Here is a 22,549-nt window from a genome sequence, read left to right on the forward strand (position 1 = left end):
CCCCCCTCACAACCGCCCGATATCCCCCCGGGGCATCCGCGGCGCCCGCCGCCCCGGCACCCGCCCGCTCAACAGAATCAACCGAGCGGCCCGATGCCGCTGCCCCGCATAAGGCTCCAGCAACGACAACATCACCGCATCATCCGCATCCCGATCCCCCGCCAACGCAAACCCCACGATCCCCGGCAGATGCAGATCCCCCACCGTCACCGCATCCGCCGCCCCATGACTGCGCTGCACCACCTCCGCGGAGGTCCAAGGCCCCACCCCCGCCACAACCTCCAGCCGAGCCCGAGCCTCCTCCGGCCCCAGACCCACCGCCTCCTCCATCCGCGAAGCGACCCGCACGGCCCGCAGAATCGTCGACGCCCGCTTGTTGTCGACCCCGGCCCGATGCCACTCCCACGACGGAATCAACGCCCACGTCCGCGGCTCCGGCATCACGGACATCCGTTCGGGCGCGGGACCCGGCGCCGGCTCCCCGTACTTGCGCACCAGCGCTCCCCAGGCCCGGTACGCCTCGTCGACGGTGACCTTCTGCTCCAGGATCGAGGGGATCAGGGACTCCAGCACCAGCCCGGTGCGGGTCAGCCGCAGCCCGGGCCGCCGGTGCCGGGCGAGCGCGACCACCCGGTGCCGCGGCACGAACGCCTCCGGATCGTCCTCGGCGCCCAGCAGCCGGGGCACCCCGTCCAGCAGCCACTCCGCCCCGGGCCCCCACGCCTCGGCCCGTACCGTCGTCCCCCGCAGCGCGACCCGCAGGGTGCCGGGCCCGAGCGGCGTACGGCAGGCCCGCCACACGGACCCGTCGGGCGTCGTACGGAACGTCGGGTCCCCGGGCCCGCGCCGCAACGGCCCGAGCACCAGCCCCAGTTCGAGCGGCCCCTCGGGCACCCAGCTCCGCACCCGCCCCGCCACCGCGGCCTGCCGCGGCGCCCCGGCGGGCACCCCGACCTGCCCACCCCGCACGGTCGTACGGGTGGGCCGGGGCGAGAAACGTCCAGCCACGAATGAGGTCCCGGGGGAGTGAGGGAGCAGTCCTACGAGGGTAGGCCGAAGCCGCCGTACGTCAGCGCACCTCGATGAAGTCCCCCGCGTCCCGCTCAGCACGGGCCGGCGGCTCCTGTGCGGGATGCCCCACGGCCACCGCCCCCATCGGATCCCAGTCACCGGGCAGCCCCAGCACCTCGCGCACGACGTCCCGGCAGAACATCGTCGAGGAGACCCAGGCCGACCCCAGCCGCTCACCGGCCAGCGCCACCAGGAAGTTCTGCACCCCGGCCCCGGCCGCCACCACGAACATCTCCCGCTCGGCGGCGTCGCGCCGGGCGTGGCCGTAGGTGTGCGAGCCGTCCATGACCAGACACGGCACCACCAGGTAGGGCGCGTTGCGCAGGACGTCCCCGCGCCGCACCCGCTTGGCGATCGACTCCTCGCTCCTGCCGTCCCGCCGCAGGTCCGCGATCCACGCGTCCCGCATGGCGTCCAGCAGCCGGACCCTGGACTCCGCCGACTCCAGCAGGACGAACCGCCAGGGCGTGGTGTGGTGCGGCGCGGGCGCGGTGACGGCCGCGGCGACGGCCCGCCGCACCGCACCGGGGTCGACGGCCTCCCCGGTGAAGGCCCGCACCGTACGGCGCTGGGTGACCGCCAGCCGTACCGCCTCCGAGGTGCCGAGCCGGAACATGTCGTCGTGCCCGCCGCGCACCATGGCCCGGGCACCCTCGCCGTGCCCTTCGCCGACCACGACGTGCGGCAGTCCGCGCACCACGGCGACGGGCAGCCCGGCGGCCTTGCCCTTGACGAGGTCGCCGGCGGCGGCCAATTCGTCCGCGGTCGCCACGACGGTCGCGCTCAGCGGATTGCCGTACCCGTCGGTGCCCCCGCGCAGGTCGTCGAGCACGCGCACTCCGGCGGCGCCGATCGCCACGTCCGTGAGCCCCGAGCGCCAGGGTCGTCCGAAGGTGTCGGTGACGACCACCCCGACGTCGACGCCGAGGGCGTCGCGCAGCCCCTCCCGGACCGCCCGCGCGGACGCGTCCGGATCCTCGGGCAGCAACAGCACCGTCCCGGCGGGGGTGTTGGAGGCGTCGACGCCGGCCGCGGCCATGACCAGGCCCTGCCGGTTCTCCACGATCCGCAGCGTCCCGCGCCGGGCCACCACCCGCACGGTCTCGGCGTCGATCGCGGCCTCCCGGTCGGCGGCCTCGACGATCCGGCCCTCCGCCTTGGAGACGATCTTGGAGGTGACCAGCAGGACGTCACCGTCGGCCAGCGCGGGTTCCGCGGCCGCGATCAGCTTGGCGAGGTCGTCGCCCGCCGTGACCTCGGGGAGCCCGGGCACGGCCCAGACGCGGTACCCGCCCGGGGACGCCTCGCTCACGCTCCCCGCACCTCCTCGGCCAGGTCCAGCGCCTCCCGGGCCATCCGCGCGGTCGCGTCGAGGTCGCTCATCATCAGCGGTACGGCCCGGCAGCGGATGCCGGCCGCCTCGATCCGCTCCACCGAACCGGCGTCCACGCTGTCGACGAGCCAGCCGTCGAGCAGCCCCGAGCCGTAGTGCTCGGCGACCGCCGCGGCCGTCGACTCCACCCCGACCGCCGCGAGCACCTTGTCGGCCATCCCGCGCACGGGCGCGTCCCCGACGATGGGGGACAGGCCCACCACCGGCACGCCCGCCTCGGCGATCGCCTCGCGGATGCCGGGCACGGCGAGGATCGTGCCGACGGAGACGACCGGGTTGGACGGCGGGAACAGCACGACGTCGGCCTCGGCGATCGCCTCCAGCACGCCCGGCGCCGGCTTGGCCTGCTCGGCGCCGACCGGCACCACGGCCTCGGCGGGGACGGAGGCCCGCAGCCGCACCCAGTACTCCTGGAAGTGGATCGCTTTGCGCTCGCCGTCGATCTCCACGGCGACATGGGTCTCGATCCGGTCGTCGCTCATCGGGATGAGCCGGACCCCGGGCTTCCAGCGGTCGCACAGCGCCTCGGTCACCGCGCTCAGCGGGAACCCGGCGCCGATCATCTGGGTCCGCACGATGTGCGTGGCGAAGTCCCGGTCGCCGAGCCCGAACCACTCCGGGCCCACGCCGTACGCCGCGAGTTCCTCCTTGAGGTGGAAGGTCTCCTCGGCCCGCCCCCAGCCCTGCTCCTCGTTGATGCCGCCGCCGAGGGTGTACATCACCGTGTCCAGGTCCGGGCAGACCTTCAGCCCGAAGAGGTGGATGTCGTCGCCGGTGTTGCCGATGACGGTGATGTCCGCGTCCGGCGCGGCCCGCTTCAGACCGCGCAGGAACCGGGCACCGCCGATGCCGCCTGCCAGAACCACAATGCGCATGGGAGCAAGCATGGCAGGCGGGTCCGACAACGCGTCAGGCGGTCACGGGAGGCGGACCGCCTCCGCGGCGCACCGGCTGTGCATCGGCATCTCCGTCAGGCCCGGGTAGTAGACGTGCAGGCTGACCGCGGGCTCCAGTGCGCCGTTGATCACCTCGTGCACGTACCCCGGTGCGAAGACCCGCTGCGAGCCCGGGGCCAGGGTGCGCGTACCGCGGTCGGTGCGCTCGGTCAGCGCGCCCTCCAGGACGGTCAGTACGCCGGAGGAGGGGCCGTGGTCGTGCAGTCCGCTGCCCTGGCCGGGCACCCACGACAGCAGCCACACCTCGTAGCCGGGGCCGGTGCGCAGCCGGTGGTACCAGCGGGTGGTGGCGTCGTAGCGGACGAGGTGCTCCCACTGGGAGCGGTCGGCGGCGATGGAGCGGGCCAGGCCGGCGAACTCGGCGACGGTGGCCGGGTGCTCGCGCGGGGCCTGGAGCAGGTGCGGGACTTCGAGGATGTCGCCGGCGATCTGGAGGTCGCTGTCGCTGTTCATGGGTGCGGTGGTTCCTCGGCGGAGAGTGGGGGGTGGCTGGGTGTCACGGACCGTCGGCCCGGATCACGGGCGACAGAGGTGCCCGGGTGGGGCGAGGGGAACAAGCAGCCGAGTCGCGGTGGACTCAGAGCGGCCGGAGCGCGATGGGCTCAACAGCCGGAACAGCAACAACAGCTACAGCGAGCGTGGGCAGCACCGACGGACCCGGCGGTGCGGGTCGAGGTGAGTGCCAAGTTCGCGAGCATGCCCACAAGGACAGCGGTTCACACCTTCACTGTCAACTCGACACCCGGTATGTGGGACATGTTTCACCTCATCCGGTTCATCTGACTGGCGAAAGGTTTGTTCATGGGGTGGCCGGGACACATGGCGCACAACCGGGTGCGCGAACCTCGCCGGTGTCCCGTGATCCGACTGTGATCCGGTTCGCTTCGACGCGCGTGTCGGAACGAGATCGAACGCTTGGGCGTCCTTCTTCGTACTAGGTCCGTACGGCCTGGGGGCCCTTCGTGGGTGCTGTCTGCATGTCAAGGTTTATGCCGATTTGAACACTTTCCGCTAGGCCTTGGTTCCGCAGAGTGAATAAGGGGCCCAATAGCAGATCTCGGCTTGACTCGCCCGGAGCAGCACACTTGTAATTTCACTCGTGTCGTTCAGCCGGCATCGGTAACGGCTAGATCACGGGGACGCGAAAGACAGACGAGGGGCGCACATGACCGAGCTGGTGCAGCAACTGCTGGTCGACGACGCGGACGAGGAACTCGGCTGGCAGGAGCGCGCGCTGTGCGCCCAGACCGACCCCGAGTCGTTCTTCCCCGAGAAGGGCGGCTCCACCCGCGAGGCCAAGAAGGTCTGCCTCGCCTGTGAGGTCCGCTCCGAATGCCTCGAGTACGCCCTCGCCAACGACGAACGCTTCGGCATCTGGGGCGGCCTCTCGGAGCGGGAGCGCCGCAGGCTGAAGAAGGCCGCCGTCTGACCGGACGCGCGCACAAACCGCATATACGGACGTAGCCGACGGCCCGTCGCAGGTGGGTTATCCACAGGCGGCGGGCCGTCGCCATGGTCAGCCGATAGTGTGGTCGCTCGTCCGAGACGCCCCGCCGCCCACTCGGGGCACAGGCGTCCACCACAGTCCACCGAACCGGGGCCCGTACCTCGATGTCCGTGCACAGCCACTCGGCAGCCCGTCAAGACGCCGCTGCCACGCCAGAGTTCCCGCGTCACGTGGTGACCGCGGTCCTCGTCACCCACGACGGCGCCCGCTGGCTCCCCGACGCCCTCGCCGGGCTGATCGGCCAGGACCGCCCGGTGCAGTCCGTGGTGGCCGCCGACACCGGCAGCGCGGACGACTCCGCCCAGCTGGTCACCGAGGCCCTCGGCGCCGACAGCGTGCTGCACCTCGCCCGGCGCACCGGCTTCGGCCAGGCCGTCGAGGAGGCGGCCCGCACCGCGCCCGTCCTCACCCCCGACGACCTGCCCTACCTGCGGCGGCCCAGCGGCTGGGACCCGGTCACCCGCTCCTGGCGCGACGACGCCTACGACATGCCGGAGCTCCCGCACGGCGAACCGGTGCAGTGGCTGTGGCTGCTGCACGACGACTGCGCCCCGGAACCCGACGCCCTGGCCCAGCTGCTGCGCGTCGTGGAGAACGAGCTCGAACTCGGCCGTGACGACGTCGCCGTCGTCGGCCCCAAGCTGCGCGGCTGGTACGACCGCCGCCAGCTGCTGGAGGTCGGCGTCTCCATCGCCCACTCCGGCCGCCGTTGGACCGGCCTCGACCGCCGCGAACAGGACCAGGGCCAGCACGACCACGTCCGGTCCGTGCTGTCGGTGTCCACCGCGGGCATGCTGATCCGGCGGGACGTCTTCGAACAGCTCGGCGGCTTCGACCGGCGACTGCCCCTGATGCGGGACGACGTCGACCTGTGCTGGCGCGCCCAGTCGGCCGGCCACCGCGTCCTGATCGCCCCCGAGGCGGTCGTACGCCACGCCGAGGCGGCCTCCCGCGAGCGCCGCGCGGTCGACTGCGCGGGCCGCACCACGGCCTCCCCGCACAAGGTCGACAAGGCCGGCGCCGTCTACACCCTGCTCGTCAACAGCCGCTCGGCCGTGCTCCCCTGGGTGCTGCTGCGCCTGGTCCTCGGCACCCTGCTCAGGACCGTCGCCTACCTCGTGGGCAAGGTGCCCGGACAGGCCGTCGACGAGATCCGCGGCCTGCTGGGCGTGCTGCTGCGGCCCGAGCGGATCATCGCCGGCCGGCGCGGCCGGGGCCGCCCGGTCGTCGACAAGGACGAGATGCGGCCCCTGTTCCCGCCGCCCGGCGCGACCGTGCGGGCCACCGTGGAACAGGCCGCAGGCAGCCTCTTCGGCAGCTCCGACACCGAGACCACCTCCGGTGCCGGACGGCACGGCGGCGGCATCGAGTCCGGACCCGGCGGCGACGACGCGGACTTCCTGGAGATCGAACAGTTCGCCCGGCTCAAGCGCATCGCCCGCAAGCCCGGCCCGGTCCTCTTCCTCGCCCTGCTGCTCGTCTCGCTCGTCGCCTGCCGCGAACTGCTCGGCGGCGGAGCCCTCGCGGGCGGCGCCCTGCTGCCCGCGCCGGCCGAAGCGGGCGACCTGTGGTCGCGCTACCTCGACTCCTGGCACCCGGTCGGCGCCGGCGGCACCGCCGCCGCGCCCCCCTACCTGGCGATCGTGGCGCTGCTGGCCTCCCTGCTCCTCGGCTCGACCGGACTCGCGGTGACCGTGCTGCTCGTCTGCTCGGTGCCGCTGGCCGGACTCACCGCCTACTTCGCCTCCCGCCCGCTCGTCGAGTCCCGCCTGCTGCGCGCCTGGGCCGCCATCGCCTACGCCTTCCTGCCCGCGGCGACCGGCGCACTGGCCGGCGGCCGGATCGGCACCGCCGTCCTCGCCGTCCTGCTGCCGCTCCTCGCCCGCGCGGGCGTCGCCGCCAGCGGCCTGGCGAACACCGGCGGCGCGCGCGGCAGTTGGCGTGCCACCTGGGCGTACGCCCTGCTGCTGACGGTCACCACCGCGTTCACGCCCATCGTGTGGCCGATCGCGCTGCTGCTCGGCGGGGCCGTGCTCGCCGTCCGCCGAGCCGACATCGTCGCCCACGGCCTGCGCTTCCTGGCGCAGCTCGGCGTCCCGCTGCTGGTCCTGGCGCCCTGGTCGCTGACCCTACTCCCGTTCGGCTTCTTCGACGAACCCGGCCTGGAGTACGGCTCCTCCGCCGCCTCCGCCCTCGACCTGCTCGGCGCGGTCCCCGGCGGCCCCGGCACGGTCAGCGGTCTGATGCTGATCGGCGTCGTGCTGGCCGCGCTCGCCGCCCTGCTGCGCTCGGAGCGCCAGTTCGGCATCTGGGCGGCCTGGACGGTCGCCCTGGTGGGCCTCGTCCTCGCGGTCCTGTCCAACGGCTCCACCTGGGCCGGCCCCGCCACCCTCGTCTACGGCATCGCCCTGCTGGCGGCCGCCGTGCTCGGCGCCGACGGCGCACGCTCCCGGGTGGCCGAGCAGAGCTTCGGCTGGCGCCAGCCGGTGGCCGCGCTGATCGCCTTCGCGGCCGCGGCGGGCCCGCTGCTGCTCGCCGCCGGCTGGATGATCCGCGGCGCCGACGGCCCCGTGGAGCGACGAGACCCGGTCCAGGTGCCCGCGTTCGTCGCCGAGGAGAGCGGCAGCCGCGACCAGGCCCGCACCCTCGTCCTCGACAGCGACTCCGCCGCCCATGTGAGCTACACCCTGGTCCGCGGCTCCGGTGCCCGGCTCGGCGACGCCGAACTCGCCTCCGTCGCCGGCGCGAACAGCGGGCTGGACAAGGTCGTCGCCAACCTCGTCGCCGGCTCCGGCGCCGACCAGGCCGACCAGCTCGGCCAGTTCGCCGTGGCCTACGTCCTCGTCCACAAGGGCGCGCCCCGCGAGGTCACCCGGGTGCTCGACGCCACGCCCGGCCTGAACCGGCTCAGCCAGCAGCACGGCAGCGCGCTGTGGCGGGTCGACCAGGAGGTCGCGCGCGCCACGATCGTCACCGGCTCCGGTGAACCGCAGACCGTCGCCGCGGGCCCGGTCGAGATCCACACCGAGATCCCGGCGGGGTCCGACGGCCGGACCCTGCGCCTGGCCGACACCGCCGACGCGGGCTGGACGGCCACCCTGGACGGCAAGCCGCTCACCCGCACCACCGTCGACGGCTGGGCCCAGGGCTTCGAACTCCCCGCCGCCGGCGGCCGGCTGGACGTCACCTTCGAGGACTCCTTCGGCCACACCGCCTGGCTGTGGGCGCAGGGCTCCCTCGCCGTCGTCCTGGTCGTCCTCGCCCTGCCCGGCCGCCGCCGGGATATCGACGACGACCTCCCCGAGGAGCCGTCCCTCCCGGCCCAGGACATCTCCGGCGACGGCCGCCGCGCCCGCCGCCTGCGCGCCCAGGCCGAGGCGGAGGAGCAGGAGGGGTCCGAGGAGTTCCCCGCCCCCGCGCAGGAGGACACCTCCGCCCCGATCCCGCAGCAGTCCTACGGCGACCACGACACCCCGAGCTACGCGGGCGCCCCCGAGTACGGCGGCTACGGCGACCGGTACCAGCAGGGCCAGGCGTATCCGGCGGGCGGCTACGACCAGACCTACCAGGCCGATCCGTACCAGGCCGGCCCGTACGACCCGTACGGGTACGGCGGGCCGGGCGGGCAGGGCGGCTACGACCAGAACGCCTACGACGGGACCTACCAGCAGGGCTACGACACCGGGTACGACCCGGCGCAGCAGCCGCACCAGCACGGGGCCGAGCGTCCGGACGGGAGCCAGCAGTGAACCGCACCACCCTCTCCCTGATCGCCGGCGCGACCGCGCTCGCCGCCGTCACCGGGTTCGCCTCGATGAGCACCCCGGAGGCGTCCGGCGAGGACCGGGCCGAGGCCGCCGCCGTCCTGCCCGTGGAGCGCACCAGCCTGCTGTGCCCGACGCCCAGCACCTCCGACCTCGCCGAGACGACGTACACCTCCTTCACCCCCGTCACCGAGGGCACGGACGACAAGGGCGAGGCCGCACTCCGCGCCGCGACCGCGCAGTCCCCGACGGCGGACGCCGAGGACGGCGAGGACACCGAGGACAAGGACACCGAGGACAAGGGCGAGAAGGCCGAGAAGCCCGTCCTGGCCCCGAAGGAACCGGGGAAGCCGGTCGCCGAGGACGCCAACGGCGCCGACGCGCCCGCGCTGGTCGGCACCGCCGAGGGCAGGTTCGCGCCCGGCTGGACCGTGCAGCAGACCACCGAGGTCACGGCCGGCACCGGACGCGGCCTCCAGGGCCTCAACTGCGCCGCCCCCGACACGGAGTTCTGGTTCCCCGGTGCCAGCACGGCGGCGGAGCGCACGGACTACGTTCACCTGACCAACCCGGACGACTCCGCGGCCGTCGTCGACATCAAGCTGTACAGCAAGGACGGCGCGCTGGAGACGACCGTCCCGGACGGCATCACGGTCAAGCCGCACTCCACCGAGCCGGTCCTGCTCTCCACGCTCACCGCCGAGAAGCAGACCAACCTCACCGCGCACGTCACCGTCCGCAGCGGGCGCGTCGGCGCCGCGGTGCAGGCGCTGGACGACAGCCTCGGCGGCGACTGGCTGGCCGCCTCCACCGACCCCGGCGGCAGCCTGGTCATGCCCGGCATCCCCGAGGACGCCACCGCGGTCCGGCTGATCGCGTTCACCCCCGACGGCTCCGACGCCGACCTGAAGGTCCAGCTGGCCTCCCCGACCGGCCTGATCACCCCGGCCGGCAACGAGACGCTGCACGTCAAGGCGGGCATGACGGCCGCGGTCGACCTCGGCGACGTGACCCGCGGCGAGTCCGGCTCCCTGGTCCTGACCCCCACCTCCCGATCGGTCCCGGTGGTGGCCGCGCTGCGCGTGGTGCGTGGCGAGGGCGAGGCCCAGGAGACGTCGTTCATCCCGGCCACCCGGCCGGTCGGCACCCGCGCGAGCGCGGCGGCGAACACCGAGAAGGGCACCACCCTGTCGGTGACCGCCCCGACCGCCACGGCCCGGGTGAAGGTCACGGCGTCGGCGGGCACCGAGGGCGGCAAGGCGGTGACCAAGACGTTCACCGTCAAGAAGGGCACCACCCAGAAGATCGCCGTCCCGGTCCCGAGCGGACTGAAGGGCACCTACGCCCTCACGGTCGAAACGGTCTCGGGCGGTCCGGTCTACGCCTCCCGCACCCTGACCTCCACCGTGGGGGACGTTCCGGCCTTCACCACCCAGACCCTCCCGGACGACCGGGGCATGGTGAAGGTGCCGGAGGCCGACCAGGACCTGTCGGTGCTTCAGAAGTAGCCGCGGCCGGGGCCGACGGGCCCCGGCTCAGTCCTCCCCGTACCGCGGGTCGACGGTCTCCGGGGTGAGGCCCAGCAGCTCCGCCACCTGCTCCACGACCACCTCGTGCACGAGTGCCGCCCGCTCGTCGCGGCCCTTGGTGCGGATCTCGACCGGGCGCCGGTAGACGATCACGCGCGCGGGGCGTCCTTCCCGGGCCGCGATGGCGCCGCCCAGGGGCACCGCCTCGTCGTTCCAGTTCTGCCCCGACCCGTCGGTGGGCGGCACCTCCATGACCAGGAAGTCCATGTCGGCCAGCTGCGGCCACTTGCGCTCCAGGCGCTCCACGGAGTCCTGCACCAGGTCGGCGAAGACCTCGGCGCGGCTGGCGGCCAGCGGCACCTGGGGCGGCGCGATCGGCCCACGCATGCCCCGGCCGTGACGGTCACGACGGCGGGGCCCTGGGCGGCCTGCGGCACGGGGCGGTACGGGGTTGTCCATCACCGGTGAAGCCTAGTCCTCGCCAGGAGCCCGCGCCGCGCCCACACGGCCGCCCGGCCCCGGTCCGTGCCCGCCGGATTCCATGCCACCGGATGACTGTTCCGGTCCTCGCCGGGCTCGATTCCATATCGCTCCCGGACCGGCGATTCAAGGTGAATGACGTTGTTTGTACCGAGTGTTGACTGGGCCAGATCCGGCCCGAACGGCTGAAAATCGACGTTACCGCAGGTCAGGGAGGTGCGTCGGAAGGGCTCCGTGAGGCGTTCGGACGCACGACACGGTGGAGTGAGCTGAGGGAGAGTCGTCGCGGCCCGCTCAAGAGTGCGGTACCGTCCAACGTCGTGAGCCCTGTACGTCGCTGTTCGCGCACCGCTTGCGGCCGTCCCGCCGTAGCGACGCTGACGTACGTCTACGCCGACTCGACCGCGGTCCTCGGCCCGCTCGCCACCTACGCCGAACCCCACTGCTACGACCTGTGCGCCGAGCACTCCGAGCGCCTGACCGCGCCGCGTGGCTGGGAGGTCGTCCGGCTCCTCGACGGCTCCGCCCCGGCCCGCCCCAGCGGCGACGATCTGGAAGCGCTTGCCAACGCCGTGCGCGAGGCGGCCCGCCCGCAGGAACGTACCGCTGGGGCGGGCGGCGGGGCCCGTACGGCGGACCCGATGGAGGTCGCCCGCCGAGGCCATCTCAGGGTCCTGCGCTCCCCGGACAACTGACCTCGCGTCACCCCGCGACCGCGGCCGGGTGCGACCGGTGACGTTACGGCTGGGGGTCCACTCGGTGATCACACGGCCCGCCCACGGCCGGTGCGGGTACTTTGGGGACTCCCATGGGACTTTTCAGGAAGGTTGGCCGTGGCTGTTGATCTGTCGCAGCTCGTGAAGGCGTACGACGTGCGCGGAGTCGTCCCCGACCAGTGGGACGAGGCGCTCGCCGAGCTGTTCGGGGCGGCCTTCGCCCGGGTCACCGGCGCGGACGCGATCGTGACCGGGCACGACATGCGCCCTTCGTCCCCCGGCCTGTCCGCCGCCTTCGCGCGCGGCGCGGCCGCCCAGGGCGTCGACGTCACCGAGATCGGCCTGTGCTCCACCGACCAGCTGTACTACGCCTCCGGCGCCCTCGACCTGCCCGGCGCGATGTTCACCGCCTCGCACAACCCGGCCCAGTACAACGGCATCAAGATGTGCCGCGCCGGCGCCGCCCCGGTCGGCCAGGACACCGGCCTGAGCGAGATCCGCGCCCTGGTGGAGCAGTGGAGCGAGACCGGCGCCCCGCCGGCCGCCGCGACGACGGGAGACGTCACCCGGCGCGAGACGCTGGAGGACTACGCGGCCCACCTGCGCTCGCTCGTCGACCTGACCTCCATCCGCCCCCTGAAGGTCGTCGTCGACGCGGGCAACGGCATGGGCGGCCACACCGTGCCCACCGTCTTCGCCGGCCTGCCGCTGGACCTCGTCCCGATGTACTTCGAACTGGACGGCACCTTCCCCAACCACGAGGCCAACCCGCTCGACCCGGCGAACCTCGTCGACCTCCAGCGCCGGGTCCGCGAGGAGTCCGCCGACCTCGGCATCGCCTTCGACGGCGACGCCGACCGCTGCTTCGTCGTGGACGCCGACGGCGAACCCGTCTCCCCCTCCGCCGTCACCGCCCTGGTCGCCTCCCGCGAACTCGCCCGCAACGGCGGCAAGGGCACCGTCATCCACAACCTGATCACCTCCTGGTCGGTCCCCGAGGTGGTCCGGGAGCACGGCGGCACACCGGTGCGCACCCGCGTGGGCCACTCCTTCATCAAGGCCGAGATGGCGAAGTCCGGCGCGATCTTCGGCGGCGAGCACTCCGCGCACTACTACTTCGCCGACTTCTGGAACGCGGACACCGGCATGCTGGCCGCCCTCCACGTCCTCGCCGCCCTCGGCGGCCAGGACGGCCCGCTCTCGGAGCTGGTCGGCCAGTACGACCGCTACGTCGGCTCGGGAGAGATCAACTCCACCGTCGCCGACCAGCAGGCCCGCCTGACCGCGATCCGCGAGACCTACCGGGACCGCGACGACGTCACCCTCGACGACCTCGACGGCCTCACCGTCTCCGCCGCCGACTGGTGGTTCAACGTCCGCCCCTCCAACACCGAACCCCTCCTCCGGCTGAACGCCGAGGCCAGGGACGAGGCGACCATGACCAAGGTCCGGGACGAGGTCCTGGCCCTGATCCGCGCCTGACCCCCCGGGAGGCGCGCCGCCGCCCGGGCGGCGCCCCTCCCGACCGGGTGCCCGGCGGGCCCGGCCGACGCGACGGCACCCCCTGCACCCCCCGAGGAACCCGCCCCGGCGGTAACCTGACCAGGCACGTCCGCGACCCCGACACACCCCCGGAAGGACCCCCATGCCGCTCGAAGCCGGTCTCCTGGAGATCCTCGCCTGCCCGGCCTGCCACGCCCCTCTTGAGGAGCAGGACGCCGAGCTGATCTGTACAGGCCAGGACTGCGGCCTGGCGTACCCCGTCCGCGACGGCATCCCGGTCCTCCTCGTCGACGAGGCCCGCCGACCCGCGTAACCCCACCCGGCGACCGGAGGCTCCCGACCGTGCTCGACGAATCGCTGCTCGACACCCCCGAGGCCCTCTCGCAGGCCGACCGCCGCGGACTGCTCCGCGGCGCCGCCGAGGCCGGCGCCCGGGTCCGCACCGCCGCCCGACTCGCCACCGAGGCGGGCCTGGGCGAGCTCAAACCCGACGGCCGCCCCCGCGCCGTCCTCATCGCGGGACCCGGCGCCGCCGCCACCAGCGCCGCCGACCTCCTCGGCGCCCTCGCCGGAGCGGGCAGCCCCGTCACCCGGCTGGCCCCCGCGGGCGTGGCCCCCGCCGCCGGCGCCCTGCGCTGGGAACTGCCCGGCTGGGCCGGCTCCGTGGACCTGCTCCTGATCGCCACCCCGGACGGCACCGAACCCGGCCTGTCCCTGCTCGCCGAGCAGGCCTACCGCCGGGGCTGCACCGTCGTGGCCGTCGCCCCGGCCCGCACCCCGCTCGCCGAGGCACTGGTCGCCGCGCACGGCCTGTTCGTACCGATGGCGACCGCGCCGTACGAGGAGGACACCCCCCTCGCCGCATCCGCGCCCGGCGTCCTGTGGGCGCTGCTCACCCCGCTGCTCGCGCTGCTGGACCGGGTCGGCCTGCTGGCCGCGCCCGCCGACGCCCTGGAGAAGGTCGCCGACCGCCTCGACCGCGTCGCCGAGCGCTGCGGGCCCGCCATCGCCACCTACGGCAACCCCGCCAAGACCCTGGCCGCGGAACTCGCCGACGCGCTCCCGGTGATCTGGACCGAGGGCACCTCGGCCGGCCCCGCGGGCCGCCGCTTCGCCATCGCCCTCGCCGAACTCTCCGGCCGCCCCGCGGTCGTCGCGGAACTCCCCGAGGCGCTCGCCACGCACAACGCCCTCCTCGCCGGCCCCCTGGCCGCCAGCGCCGATCCGGACGACTTCTTCCGCGACCGGGTGGAGGAACCGCCCGCGCTGCACGCGTGCGTGGTGCTGCTCCGGGACCGCCCCAGCGGCGGGCTCAGCGCGGCGCCCGGCGCCCGTGAACTGGCCCTGAGTCACGACACGCCGATCAGCGAGCTGGAACCGGAGGCCGGCGACGAACTGGAGACGCTCGCCGAGCTGATCGCCATCACGGATTTCGCCGCCGTTTACCTGGCGCTCGCCTCGGGCGCCTGATCCGGCCCGGACGCCCCGACCGACGCACGCGGACCACCCCCGCGTCGCACGCAGAGAGAACCCTATGGACCGCCTCGACAACACCGTCCGCCCCTACGCCTGGGGTTCCACCACCCTGATCCCGCACCTGCTCGGGACCGAACCGACCGGCGAACCGCAGGCGGAGATGTGGATGGGCGCCCACCCCGGCGCCCCCTCGCACACCGGCCGGGGCACCCTCGTCGACATCGTCGACGCCGACCCCGAGAAGGAACTCGGCGCTGCGGGCGTCGCCAAGTTCGGCCCCCGCCTGCCCTTCCTGCTGAAGCTGCTCGCCGCCGGCGCCCCGCTCTCCCTCCAGGTCCACCCCGACCTCACCCAGGCCCGCGACGGCTTCGCCGACGAGGAACGCCGAGGCGTCCCCCTCGACGCCGGCCACCGCAACTACAAGGACGCCAACCACAAGCCCGAACTGATCTGCGCCCTCACCGAGTTCGACGGCCTGTGCGGCTTCCGCGACCCGGTCCGCGCCGCCGACCTGATCGCCGGCCTCGGCGTGGACTCCCTCAAGCCGTACGTCGACCTGCTCCACGCGCACCCCGAGGAAGCGGCCCTGCGCGAGGTGCTCACCGCGATCCTCTCCGCCGACCGCGACGACATGGCCCGCACCGTCACCGAGGCCGCGGCCGCCTGCGACCGCCTCGGCGGCCCCTACACGCCGTACGCCGAACTCGCCCACCACTACCCGGGCGACCCCGGCGTCATCGCCGCGATGCTCCTCAACCACGTCCGACTCCAGCCCGGCGAGGCCCTGTTCCTCGGCGCCGGCATCCCGCACGCCTACATCAGCGGCCTCGGCGTGGAGATCATGGCCAACTCCGACAACGTCCTGCGCTGCGGGCTCACCCCCAAGCACGTCGACGTCCCCGAACTCCTGCGCATCGTCCGCTTCGAGGCCGCCGACCCGGGCGTCCTGCGCCCCGAGGCTGCCCCGGACGGCGAGGAGGTCTACGAGACGCCCATCGACGAGTTCCGGCTCTCCCGCTACGTCCTGCCCGAGGACGCCGCCGCCCACGACCTCACCCGAGCCACGGCACAGATCCTGCTCTGCACGGCGGGCTCGGTGCGCGCGGGCGAACTCACGCTCGCCCCGGGCGAGTCCGTGTTCGTCCCGGCGGGCGAAAAGGCCGAAGTGTCCGGCACCGGCACGGTCTTCAGGGCCACCGTCGTCGCCTGACCCGCAGGCCGAGGTCACAAAGCGATTGCCCCGCCCGGCCCTTCGGACGGTCCGGCGCCTGACGGCCTTACCGGGCTGCAACAATGACCCACCGGCAAAGGACCGGCAAAGCCACCACGGGCGACAGGCCCCGCACGGCGTACGTACGAAGGGACACCGCGACCACATGAGCGCGTCAGGCGGCACCAAGGCAATCGTGGCGGCACTCGCCGCCAACCTAGCGATCGCCGTAGCGAAGTTCGTGGCGTTCCTGTTCAGCGGCTCGTCCTCGATGCTCGCCGAGTCGGTCCACTCCCTGGCCGACTCCGGCAACCAGGGCCTGCTGCTCGTCGGCGGCAAGAAGGCCCAGCGCGAGGCGACCCCGCAGCACCCCTTCGGCTACGGCCGCGAGCGCTACATCTACGCCTTCCTCGTCTCGATCATCCTCTTCTCCGTCGGCGGCATGTTCGCCCTCTACGAGGGCTACGAGAAGATCAAGCACCCGCACGAGATCGAGCACTGGTACTGGCCGGTGGGCGTCCTCGTCTTCGCGATCATCGCCGAGACCTTCTCCTTCCGGACCGCCATCAAGGAGTCCAACGTCCTGCGCGGCCAGAAGTCCTGGAAGGAGTTCGTCCGGCACGCCAAGGCGCCCGAGCTGCCCGTCGTCCTCCTGGAGGACCTCGGCGCCCTGGTCGGCCTGGTCCTGGCCCTCGGCGGCGTCAGCCTCGCCCTCGCCACCGGCGACGGCGTCTGGGACGGCATCGGCACCCTGTGCATCGGCGTGCTCCTCATCCTGATCGCGGTCGTCCTCGCCATCGAGACCAAGTCGCTGCTGCTCGGCGAGGCCGCGGGCGTCGAGGACGTCCACAAGATCGAGGCCGCGGTCGTCGACGGCGACACCGTCACCCGCATCATCCACATGCGCACGCTGCACCTCGGCCCCGAGGAGCTGCTCGTCGCCGCCAAGATCGCCGTCCGGCACGACGACACGGCCACCGAGGTCGCCGCCGCCATCGACGCCGCCGAGGCCCGCATCCGCGAGGCCGTCCCGATCGCCCGCGTCATCTACCTGGAGCCCGACGTCTACAGCGAGACCGAGGCGGCCCGCGGCGCCGACCCCGAGGCCACCCCCGGCGGCCCGTCCTCGGACCCCGCCGGTCACTGACACCCCGCGCACCGCACGAAGGGCCCGCCGGAACGCCCCGGCGGGCCCTTCGCCGTCCCACGGCACCCGCCTCACAGGTTCCGCGGCCACAACTGCGTCTCCACCGCCACCGGCCGCCGCCGCATCACCCGCGCGGCGATTCCGGCCACCAGCCCGAGCACGGCGAGCACCATCCCCAGCAGCGCGGCGGAACCCAGCAGCAGCGGTGCCGCACGACTGTCCGTCACCCGCCCCCGCACGGCGTCCACCGCAACCGTCCCCGCGTGGTCCTCGGCGAAGAAGCGCGAGTCGCGCGCGTTCTGCCGGTGATCACCGAGCAGGAAGAGCCGCCCCTCGGGCACGGTCACGTCGTACGACCGGTGCGTCCCGTCCGCGATGCCGTCCCTCACATACGGCTCCCGCAGCGGCCTGCCGTCGACCGTGACCGCCTCCTGGGGCGTGTCCCGGTTCTCGCAGCACACCACGCGATCACCGCCCACCCCGATGACCCGCTGCACGACGTCCCGCCCGGGCCCGTACCGCTCCGGCGCCGAGTACAGCACCACATCACCCGGCCCCACCTCGTCCCCGCCGACCCGCTCGGCGACGATCCGGTCGCCGACCGCGTACGTCGGCGCCATGCTCTCGCCGCCCACCGTGGCCAGCACATAGCCCGTCCTCAGCCACACCAGCGATCCGGCCACCAGCGCGATCCCCAGCAGCCCCGTCACCCACGCCGCCACCCGCACACGGTGCGCCGTTCCCGCCCTCATCGACCGCCCCTCCCCACGCGGAACCTCCGCGGCGCCCGAGCGTAACGACCGCCCGCGATCACGCCCCGGCCGCCCGCCACCGGCCCCACGGACGGCCTGCGTCCCGCCCGGAACGACTTGATCCGCTTAAAGGCGGACTGGGGCCCCGGGGCCGACCGGTGTAGCTTGGGACGGAGCCAGACGTCGCTGCTGATGGCGGTCGGGCGGTCCCGGCACGGACCGGCCGAGGGAGAGAGGGCCTCCGACGGACTGCGCTGCGCGCACGCGGGCATGCCTGTGTCCTCTTTCGGGACCCCTGTGTCCGCCGCCGCGCAGACCAGCCCTACCCACCCTCGCCCCAACCCCGAGGAGCAGCTCGCAATGACGACTGTCGACAGCCGACAGGACTTCAAGGTCGCCGACCTCTCCCTGGCCGAGTTCGGCCGCAAGGAGATCACCCTCGCCGAGCACGAGATGCCCGGCCTGATGTCGATCCGCAAGGAGTACGCCGAGGCCCAGCCCCTCGCCGGCGCCCGCGTCACCGGCTCCCTGCACATGACCGTGCAGACCGCCGTCCTCATCGAGACCCTGGTCGCCCTCGGCGCCGAGGTCCGCTGGGCCTCCTGCAACATCTTCTCCACCCAGGACCACGCGGCCGCCGCCATCGCCGTCGGTCCGAACGGCACGCCCGACAACCCCCGGGGCGTCCCGGTCTTCGCCTGGAAGGGCGAGACCCTGGAGGAGTACTGGTGGTGCACGGAGCAGGCGCTGACCTGGCCGAACAGCCCCACCGGCGGCCCGAACATGATCCTCGACGACGGCGGTGACGCCACCCTCCTCGTCCACAAGGGCGTCGAGTACGAGAAGGACGGCGAGGTCCCCGCCGTCGACACCGCCGAGAACGACGAGCACCGCGTCATCCTCGAACTCCTGCACCGCACCATCACGGACGGCTCGCAGAAGTGGACCCAGCTCGCCTCCGAGATCCGTGGTGTCACCGAGGAGACCACGACCGGCGTCCACCGCCTGTACGAGATGCAGCGCGACGGCGTCCTGCTCTTCCCGGCGATCAATGTGAACGACGCCGTCACCAAGTCGAAGTTCGACAACAAGTACGGCTGCCGCCACTCGCTGATCGACGGCATCAACCGCGCCACCGACGTCCTGATCGGCGGCAAGACCGCCGTCGTCTGCGGCTACGGCGACGTGGGCAAGGGTTGCGCCGAGTCCCTGCGTGGCCAGGGCGCCCGCGTGATCGTCACCGAGATCGACCCGATCTGCGCGCTCCAGGCGGCGATGGACGGCTACCAGGTCACGACCCTCGACGAGGTCATCGACAAGGCCGACATCTTCATCACCACGACCGGCAACAAGGACATCATCATGGCCGGCGACATGGCCAAGATGAAGCACCAGGCCATCGTCGGCAACATCGGCCACTTCGACAACGAGATCGACATGGCCGGCCTCGCCAAGATCCCCGGCATCGTCAAGGACGAGGTCAAGCCGCAGGTCCACACCTGGAAGTTCCCCGACGGCAAGGTCATCATCGTCCTGTCCGAGGGCCGCCTGCTGAACCTCGGCAACGCCACAGGCCACCCCTCGTTCGTGATGTCCAACTCCTTCGCGGACCAGACCCTGGCCCAGATCGAGCTGTTCACCAAGCAGGCCGACTACCCGATCGGCGTCTACACGCTGCCCAAGCACCTCGACGAGAAGGTCGCCCGCCTCCACCTCGACTCGCTCGGCGTGAAGCTCACGACCCTCCGCCCCGAGCAGGCCTCGTACATCGGCGTCGAGGTCGACGGCCCGTACAAGTCCGACCACTACCGCTACTGACCCGAACTCCGTGACGGGCGCGCCCGTCCCGCAGCAGGTCCTTCAGGGCAGGCCCCCGCACCCCCGTGTCGGGGGCCTGCCCGTCCGGCGTGCGCGGCCGGAGCAACCCGTCAAGACCCAGGACTCCCATGCCCCGCGGCCGTTATTCGCTCCACGATCCGCACGATCACACCCCCCTCGCGGAAGAGCACTTCCACTGCGCGCCCGGCCCTTCCGGCTGGCGCTACGTCTCCCAGCTGACCACCCCCGCGGGCGATCACAGCGGCTCCGTCGACCTCGCCCTCGACGAACTCGGCCGCCCCATCCGTCTGGAACTGCACGCCGCCGCCTGGCAGGTGCGCGGCGCCGCCCTCGACGGCGTCACCTGGGTCCGCACCGACCCCACCGGGGCCCACGCCACGGAAGGCAATGTGCGCGCCCACGCCTTCACCGGCACGTCCCCCGCGTTCCTGGTCGCCACCGCCCGTCTCCTGCGCCTCACCCCTTCCGGCTCCGCCACCCGCGTACGCCTGATCGCCTTCACGGACCCGGTGCTCGCCCCGCGCACCGTCGACCAGTCCTGGGCCCTGCTGAAGAGAGAAGCACACGCCACTGACAACGGCCCCCTGACGGTGGAGGAGTACCAGGTCACAGCCCTGGACACCGGCGAGCAGCACAGCGTGCACATCGCCGGCGACGTGGTCCTCGCGGCGCCCGGCATCGAGCTGGAGGACCTCGAAACCCCGCCGTCCACCTTCACCTGAGCCGACCGGCCGCCACACGTTGCCCGGAAGGGGCTCAGGCAGGCGGGACGAACCCGGTCCCCGGCCGCGCAGGAGCGGCATCCTCCTCGGACGCCGGAACGGCAGGCATGGGCGCCCCACCCGGAGCCGCGGGCTCGACGAAGGCGGACCCGGGTCTGTTCCCGTACCCGCCGGGACCGGCCGAGGCCGACGGACCCACCTTCGACGGGTGAGTCACCGATCCGGGCCCGAACGCCCGGCGCGCCTCCCGGGCCTGCCGCTCCTGGAGCACGGCCGCCAGATACGCCCCCGCCGGCACACCCTCCGGCACCGGCGCACCGGTGCGCGCCGCCAGATCCACCGCGAGCCGCTCCGCCATCGCCTGGCCCACGCGGGGATCCAACTGCCGCATCCGCGTCAGGTACTGCCGGACGGCGAGCCACAGCCCGTCGGGAACCCCGGAGAGGTCCAGCCCCGAGAACCGCCCGGCCAGCCACGGCGGAGGCGGCGGCACCAAACCGCTCCGCGCCACCGGCACCCGCTCCCGCACGACGAGGGTCCCCGCGAACACGTCCCCGAGCCGCCGCCCCCGCGCCGAGACCAGCGACGCGACACACGCGACGACACCGAACGTCAGCAGAATCTCGATGACGCCGATCGCACCCCGCACCAGCGCGTGCCGGAACCGGATCGGCCCGCCGTCGTCCCGCACCACCCGCAGCCCGCAGGCCAGCTTCCCGAGCGACCGGCCGTGGCTCAGCGTCTCCACCGCGATCGGAGCACCCACGAGCACCAGGAGGAAGGTGGCGATCGACACCGCGATCCGAGCCGCGTCGTCCAGCGAAGCGGTCGCGGCGACCAGGGCGATCGTCACGGCGACATAGACGGCCACGGCCACGACGAGATCGAGCAGCACGGCCATCGCCCTGCTGGGCAGCCTCGCGGGGCTCACCTCCAGCGCCACCGCCTCGCCCGTCACCAGCTCACTCACGCCTGCGCCGTCCTTCCCCTGGCCCGCCTCCGGAACGGCCAGTCTGCCAAGCTGAGGGCACATCGCGCCTCAGTACGACAAGCTGACATCCATGACGGCCCGCCGACGAACAGCCGAGGAGCAGGCACACCGATGGACCTCGACGTCTTCGTCGCCGCGCACCGCGCCGAATGGGACCGCCTCGACGCCCTCCTCCGGCGCCGACGCAGCCTGACCGGCGCGGAGGCGGACGAACTCGTCGCCCTCTACCAACGCACGGCCACCCATCTCTCCCTGATCCGGTCCAGCGCCCCTGACCCCCAGCTGACCGGCCGCCTCAGTCAACTGGTGGCACGCGCGCGCAGCGCGGTCACCGGAACCAGGCGCGCCTCCTGGCGCGACGCCACCCGCTTCTTCACCCACTCCTTCCCGGCCGCCGTCTACAGGTCGCGCCACTGGTGGGTGCCCACCGCACTCCTGTCGACCCTTGTCGCCGTGCTCCTGGGCTGGTGGATCGGCGTCACCCCCGAGGTGCAGTCCTCCATCGCGGCGCCCGACGAACTCCGCGAGCTCACCCGCCCCGGCGGCCAGTACGAGACGTACTACTCGAGCCATCCCGCGGCGTCGTTCGCGGCCCAGGTGTGGACGAACAACGCCCAGGCAGCCGCACTCTGCCTGGTCCTGGGCGTCTTCCTGGGGCTCCCCGTCCTGTGGATCCTCTTCCAGAACATGCTGAACCTCGGCATCGGATTCGGCCTGATGTCCTCCGCCGGCCGCCTCGACACCTTCCTCGGCCTCGTCCTGCCGCACGGCCTGCTCGAACTCACCGCGGTGTTCGTAGCCGCCGGCACGGGACTGCGCCTCGGCTGGACCGTCATCGACCCGGGTCCCCGAACCCGGCGCACGGCCCTGGCGGAGGAGGGCAGAGCAGCCGTGGGCATGGCGATAGGCATCGCCGCGGTCCTCTTCGTATCCGGCGCCATCGAAGGCTTCGTCACCCCCTCCGGCCTGCCCACCTGGGCCCGCATCACCATCGGCGTCGCCGCCGAGCTGGCCTTCCTGACCTACGTCTATGTCGTCGGCGGCCGTGCCGCGCGGGCCGGTGAGACGGGCGATGTGGAGGAGGCCGAGCGCGGCGCCACACTCCCGACCGCGGCTTGATGTGCGGACACACCTGATGAGCTGCTAGTCTCCTCTTCGCCCCGAAAAAACCGTTGACACGGATCGATCGGGGAGGTAGATTCGAACAGTTGCCTGGACTGGACCTGATCCGGTCGGCGACCATGAAAATCTATCCGCTTCTTGAAGTGTCGAACTTTCGACTGTCGAGAAGCGCTCCCGATGAATCGGAAAAGAGTGGCCGGTCAGACCGGTGCGAAACTTCTGATAAAGTCGGAACCGCCGGAAAGGGAAACGCGAAAGCGAGAACCTGGAAAGCAACGAGGAAATCGGGTCGGAAAGATCTGATAGAGTCGGAAACGCAAGACCGAAGGGAAGCAGCCCGGAGGAAAGCCCGAGAGGGTGAGTACAAAGGA

General features: G+C 72.9%; 19 protein-coding genes. 12 read left to right on the forward strand and 7 right to left on the reverse strand.

Features of this window, described 5'->3' with window-relative positions; all coding sequences use genetic code 11:
* Positions 1 to 6: 6 nt before the first annotated feature.
* The 4 genes from ABT296_RS17740 to ABT296_RS17755 all read right to left on the reverse strand — a co-directional run bounded on the left by ABT296_RS17740 (position 7) and on the right by ABT296_RS17755 (position 3,873).
* Positions 7 to 1,008 (reverse strand): DNA-3-methyladenine glycosylase family protein, encoded by a 1,002-nt coding sequence (locus ABT296_RS17740; protein WP_351928181.1) that lies wholly within the window; start codon positions 1,006 to 1,008, stop codon positions 7 to 9.
* Positions 1,009 to 1,069: 61 nt separating this feature from the next.
* Positions 1,070 to 2,383 carry a coenzyme F420-0:L-glutamate ligase gene (locus tag ABT296_RS17745; protein WP_351928183.1) on the reverse strand — a complete coding sequence of 438 codons (1,314 nt, stop codon included), beginning with the start codon at positions 2,381 to 2,383 and terminating at the stop codon, positions 1,070 to 1,072.
* Positions 2,380 to 3,339, reverse strand: coding sequence for a 2-phospho-L-lactate transferase (cofD, locus tag ABT296_RS17750; protein ID WP_351928185.1), 960 nt, complete (start codon positions 3,337 to 3,339; stop codon positions 2,380 to 2,382). Before cofD ends, ABT296_RS17745 begins: the two co-directional genes overlap by 4 nt.
* A 42-nt stretch (positions 3,340 to 3,381) precedes the next feature.
* On the reverse strand, positions 3,382 to 3,873 hold the full coding sequence (locus ABT296_RS17755) for a cysteine dioxygenase (protein ID WP_351928187.1): 492 nt from the start codon (positions 3,871 to 3,873) through the stop codon (positions 3,382 to 3,384).
* A 712-nt stretch (positions 3,874 to 4,585) separates the two neighbouring features.
* Here ABT296_RS17755 and ABT296_RS17760 point away from each other — a divergent pair.
* The 3 genes from ABT296_RS17760 (at position 4,586) to ABT296_RS17770 (ending at position 10,199) form a co-directional block, all read left to right on the forward strand.
* The gene (locus ABT296_RS17760) at positions 4,586 to 4,849 is read left to right on the forward strand and encodes a WhiB family transcriptional regulator (RefSeq protein ID WP_003975777.1); all 264 of its coding nucleotides are present in this window, start codon (positions 4,586 to 4,588) and stop codon (positions 4,847 to 4,849) included.
* A gap of 182 nt (positions 4,850 to 5,031) precedes the next feature.
* A complete protein-coding gene (locus tag ABT296_RS17765; RefSeq protein ID WP_351928189.1) occupies positions 5,032 to 8,676 on the forward strand; it encodes a glycosyltransferase family 2 protein in 3,645 nt (1,214 codons plus the stop codon).
* Positions 8,673 to 10,199 (forward strand): DUF5719 family protein, encoded by a 1,527-nt coding sequence (locus tag ABT296_RS17770; RefSeq protein WP_351928191.1) that lies wholly within the window; start codon positions 8,673 to 8,675, stop codon positions 10,197 to 10,199. The genes ABT296_RS17765 and ABT296_RS17770 overlap by 4 nt, the downstream gene beginning before the upstream one ends.
* Before the next feature lie 27 nt (positions 10,200 to 10,226).
* On the opposite strand, the gene ABT296_RS17775 is transcribed toward ABT296_RS17770, so the two are convergent.
* A complete protein-coding gene (locus ABT296_RS17775; RefSeq protein ID WP_351928240.1) occupies positions 10,227 to 10,679 on the reverse strand; it encodes a metallopeptidase family protein in 453 nt (150 codons plus the stop codon).
* A 341-nt stretch (positions 10,680 to 11,020) separates the two neighbouring features.
* Between ABT296_RS17775 and ABT296_RS17780 the strand changes: the two genes are divergently transcribed.
* The 6 genes from ABT296_RS17780 to ABT296_RS17805 all read left to right on the forward strand — a co-directional run bounded on the left by ABT296_RS17780 (position 11,021) and on the right by ABT296_RS17805 (position 16,752).
* Positions 11,021 to 11,395 carry a DUF3499 domain-containing protein gene (locus ABT296_RS17780; RefSeq protein WP_351928193.1) on the forward strand — a complete coding sequence of 125 codons (375 nt, stop codon included), beginning with the start codon at positions 11,021 to 11,023 and terminating at the stop codon, positions 11,393 to 11,395.
* A gap of 138 nt (positions 11,396 to 11,533) precedes the next feature.
* Complete coding sequence (locus ABT296_RS17785) at positions 11,534 to 12,898, forward strand: phosphomannomutase/phosphoglucomutase (protein WP_351928195.1); 1,365 nt, start codon at positions 11,534 to 11,536, stop codon at positions 12,896 to 12,898.
* Between the two features lie 163 nt (positions 12,899 to 13,061).
* Entirely contained in the window at positions 13,062 to 13,232 is a 171-nt protein-coding gene (locus ABT296_RS17790) for a Trm112 family protein (RefSeq protein WP_078633688.1), read from the forward strand.
* 29 nt (positions 13,233 to 13,261) lie between these two features.
* Positions 13,262 to 14,389, forward strand: a complete 1,128-nt coding sequence (locus ABT296_RS17795) for an SIS domain-containing protein (protein ID WP_351928198.1) — start codon at positions 13,262 to 13,264, stop codon at positions 14,387 to 14,389.
* Between the two features lie 64 nt (positions 14,390 to 14,453).
* Positions 14,454 to 15,605 (forward strand): mannose-6-phosphate isomerase, class I, encoded by a 1,152-nt coding sequence (gene manA, locus ABT296_RS17800; protein WP_351928200.1) that lies wholly within the window; start codon positions 14,454 to 14,456, stop codon positions 15,603 to 15,605.
* Positions 15,606 to 15,771: 166 nt separating this feature from the next.
* A complete protein-coding gene (locus ABT296_RS17805) occupies positions 15,772 to 16,752 on the forward strand; it encodes a cation diffusion facilitator family transporter (protein ID WP_351928201.1) in 981 nt (326 codons plus the stop codon).
* 71 nt (positions 16,753 to 16,823) lie between these two features.
* Here the strand turns inward: ABT296_RS17805 and lepB are convergent, their stop codons facing one another.
* Entirely contained in the window at positions 16,824 to 17,504 is a 681-nt protein-coding gene (gene lepB / locus ABT296_RS17810; protein ID WP_351928203.1) for a signal peptidase I, read from the reverse strand.
* A gap of 360 nt (positions 17,505 to 17,864) precedes the next feature.
* Here lepB and ahcY point away from each other — a divergent pair, with 360 nt between their 5' ends.
* Positions 17,865 to 19,322 carry an adenosylhomocysteinase gene (gene ahcY / locus ABT296_RS17815; protein ID WP_351928205.1) on the forward strand — a complete coding sequence of 486 codons (1,458 nt, stop codon included), beginning with the start codon at positions 17,865 to 17,867 and terminating at the stop codon, positions 19,320 to 19,322.
* 128 nt (positions 19,323 to 19,450) lie between these two features.
* Positions 19,451 to 20,065, forward strand: coding sequence for a hypothetical protein (locus ABT296_RS17820; RefSeq protein ID WP_351928207.1), 615 nt, complete (start codon positions 19,451 to 19,453; stop codon positions 20,063 to 20,065).
* A 34-nt stretch (positions 20,066 to 20,099) separates the two neighbouring features.
* Here ABT296_RS17820 and ABT296_RS17825 read toward each other — a convergent pair whose 3' ends face one another.
* On the reverse strand, positions 20,100 to 21,035 hold the full coding sequence (locus ABT296_RS17825) for an RDD family protein (RefSeq protein ID WP_351928209.1): 936 nt from the start codon (positions 21,033 to 21,035) through the stop codon (positions 20,100 to 20,102).
* 132 nt (positions 21,036 to 21,167) lie between these two features.
* Here ABT296_RS17825 and ABT296_RS17830 point away from each other — a divergent pair, with 132 nt between their 5' ends.
* Entirely contained in the window at positions 21,168 to 22,175 is a 1,008-nt protein-coding gene (locus ABT296_RS17830) for a stage II sporulation protein M (protein WP_351928211.1), read from the forward strand.
* Positions 22,176 to 22,549 lie beyond the last annotated feature (374 nt).

Source organism: Streptomyces sp. NPDC000983 (genome assembly GCF_040299205.1).
GTDB lineage: Bacteria > Actinomycetota > Actinomycetes > Streptomycetales > Streptomycetaceae > Streptomyces.

Excerpts from the sequence above, each read along its gene's own strand:
- cofD (WP_351928185.1), bottom strand. The coding sequence starts at position 3,339 with ATGCGCATTGTGGTTCTGGCAGGCGGCATCGGCGGTGCCCGGTTCCTG.
- ABT296_RS17755 (WP_351928187.1), bottom strand. The coding sequence starts at position 3,873 with ATGAACAGCGACAGCGACCTCCAGATCGCCGGCGACATCCTCGAAGTC.
- ABT296_RS17760 (WP_003975777.1), top strand. The coding sequence starts at position 4,586 with ATGACCGAGCTGGTGCAGCAACTGCTGGTCGACGACGCGGACGAGGAA.
- ABT296_RS17765 (WP_351928189.1), top strand. The coding sequence starts at position 5,032 with ATGTCCGTGCACAGCCACTCGGCAGCCCGTCAAGACGCCGCTGCCACG.
- ABT296_RS17775 (WP_351928240.1), bottom strand. The coding sequence starts at position 10,679 with ATGGACAACCCCGTACCGCCCCGTGCCGCAGGCCGCCCAGGGCCCCGC.
- ABT296_RS17790 (WP_078633688.1), top strand. The coding sequence starts at position 13,062 with ATGCCGCTCGAAGCCGGTCTCCTGGAGATCCTCGCCTGCCCGGCCTGC.
- manA (WP_351928200.1), top strand. The coding sequence starts at position 14,454 with ATGGACCGCCTCGACAACACCGTCCGCCCCTACGCCTGGGGTTCCACC.
- ABT296_RS17805 (WP_351928201.1), top strand. The coding sequence starts at position 15,772 with ATGAGCGCGTCAGGCGGCACCAAGGCAATCGTGGCGGCACTCGCCGCC.
- lepB (WP_351928203.1), bottom strand. The coding sequence starts at position 17,504 with ATGAGGGCGGGAACGGCGCACCGTGTGCGGGTGGCGGCGTGGGTGACG.
- ahcY (WP_351928205.1), top strand. The coding sequence starts at position 17,865 with ATGACGACTGTCGACAGCCGACAGGACTTCAAGGTCGCCGACCTCTCC.
- ABT296_RS17820 (WP_351928207.1), top strand. The coding sequence starts at position 19,451 with ATGCCCCGCGGCCGTTATTCGCTCCACGATCCGCACGATCACACCCCC.
- ABT296_RS17830 (WP_351928211.1), top strand. The coding sequence starts at position 21,168 with ATGGACCTCGACGTCTTCGTCGCCGCGCACCGCGCCGAATGGGACCGC.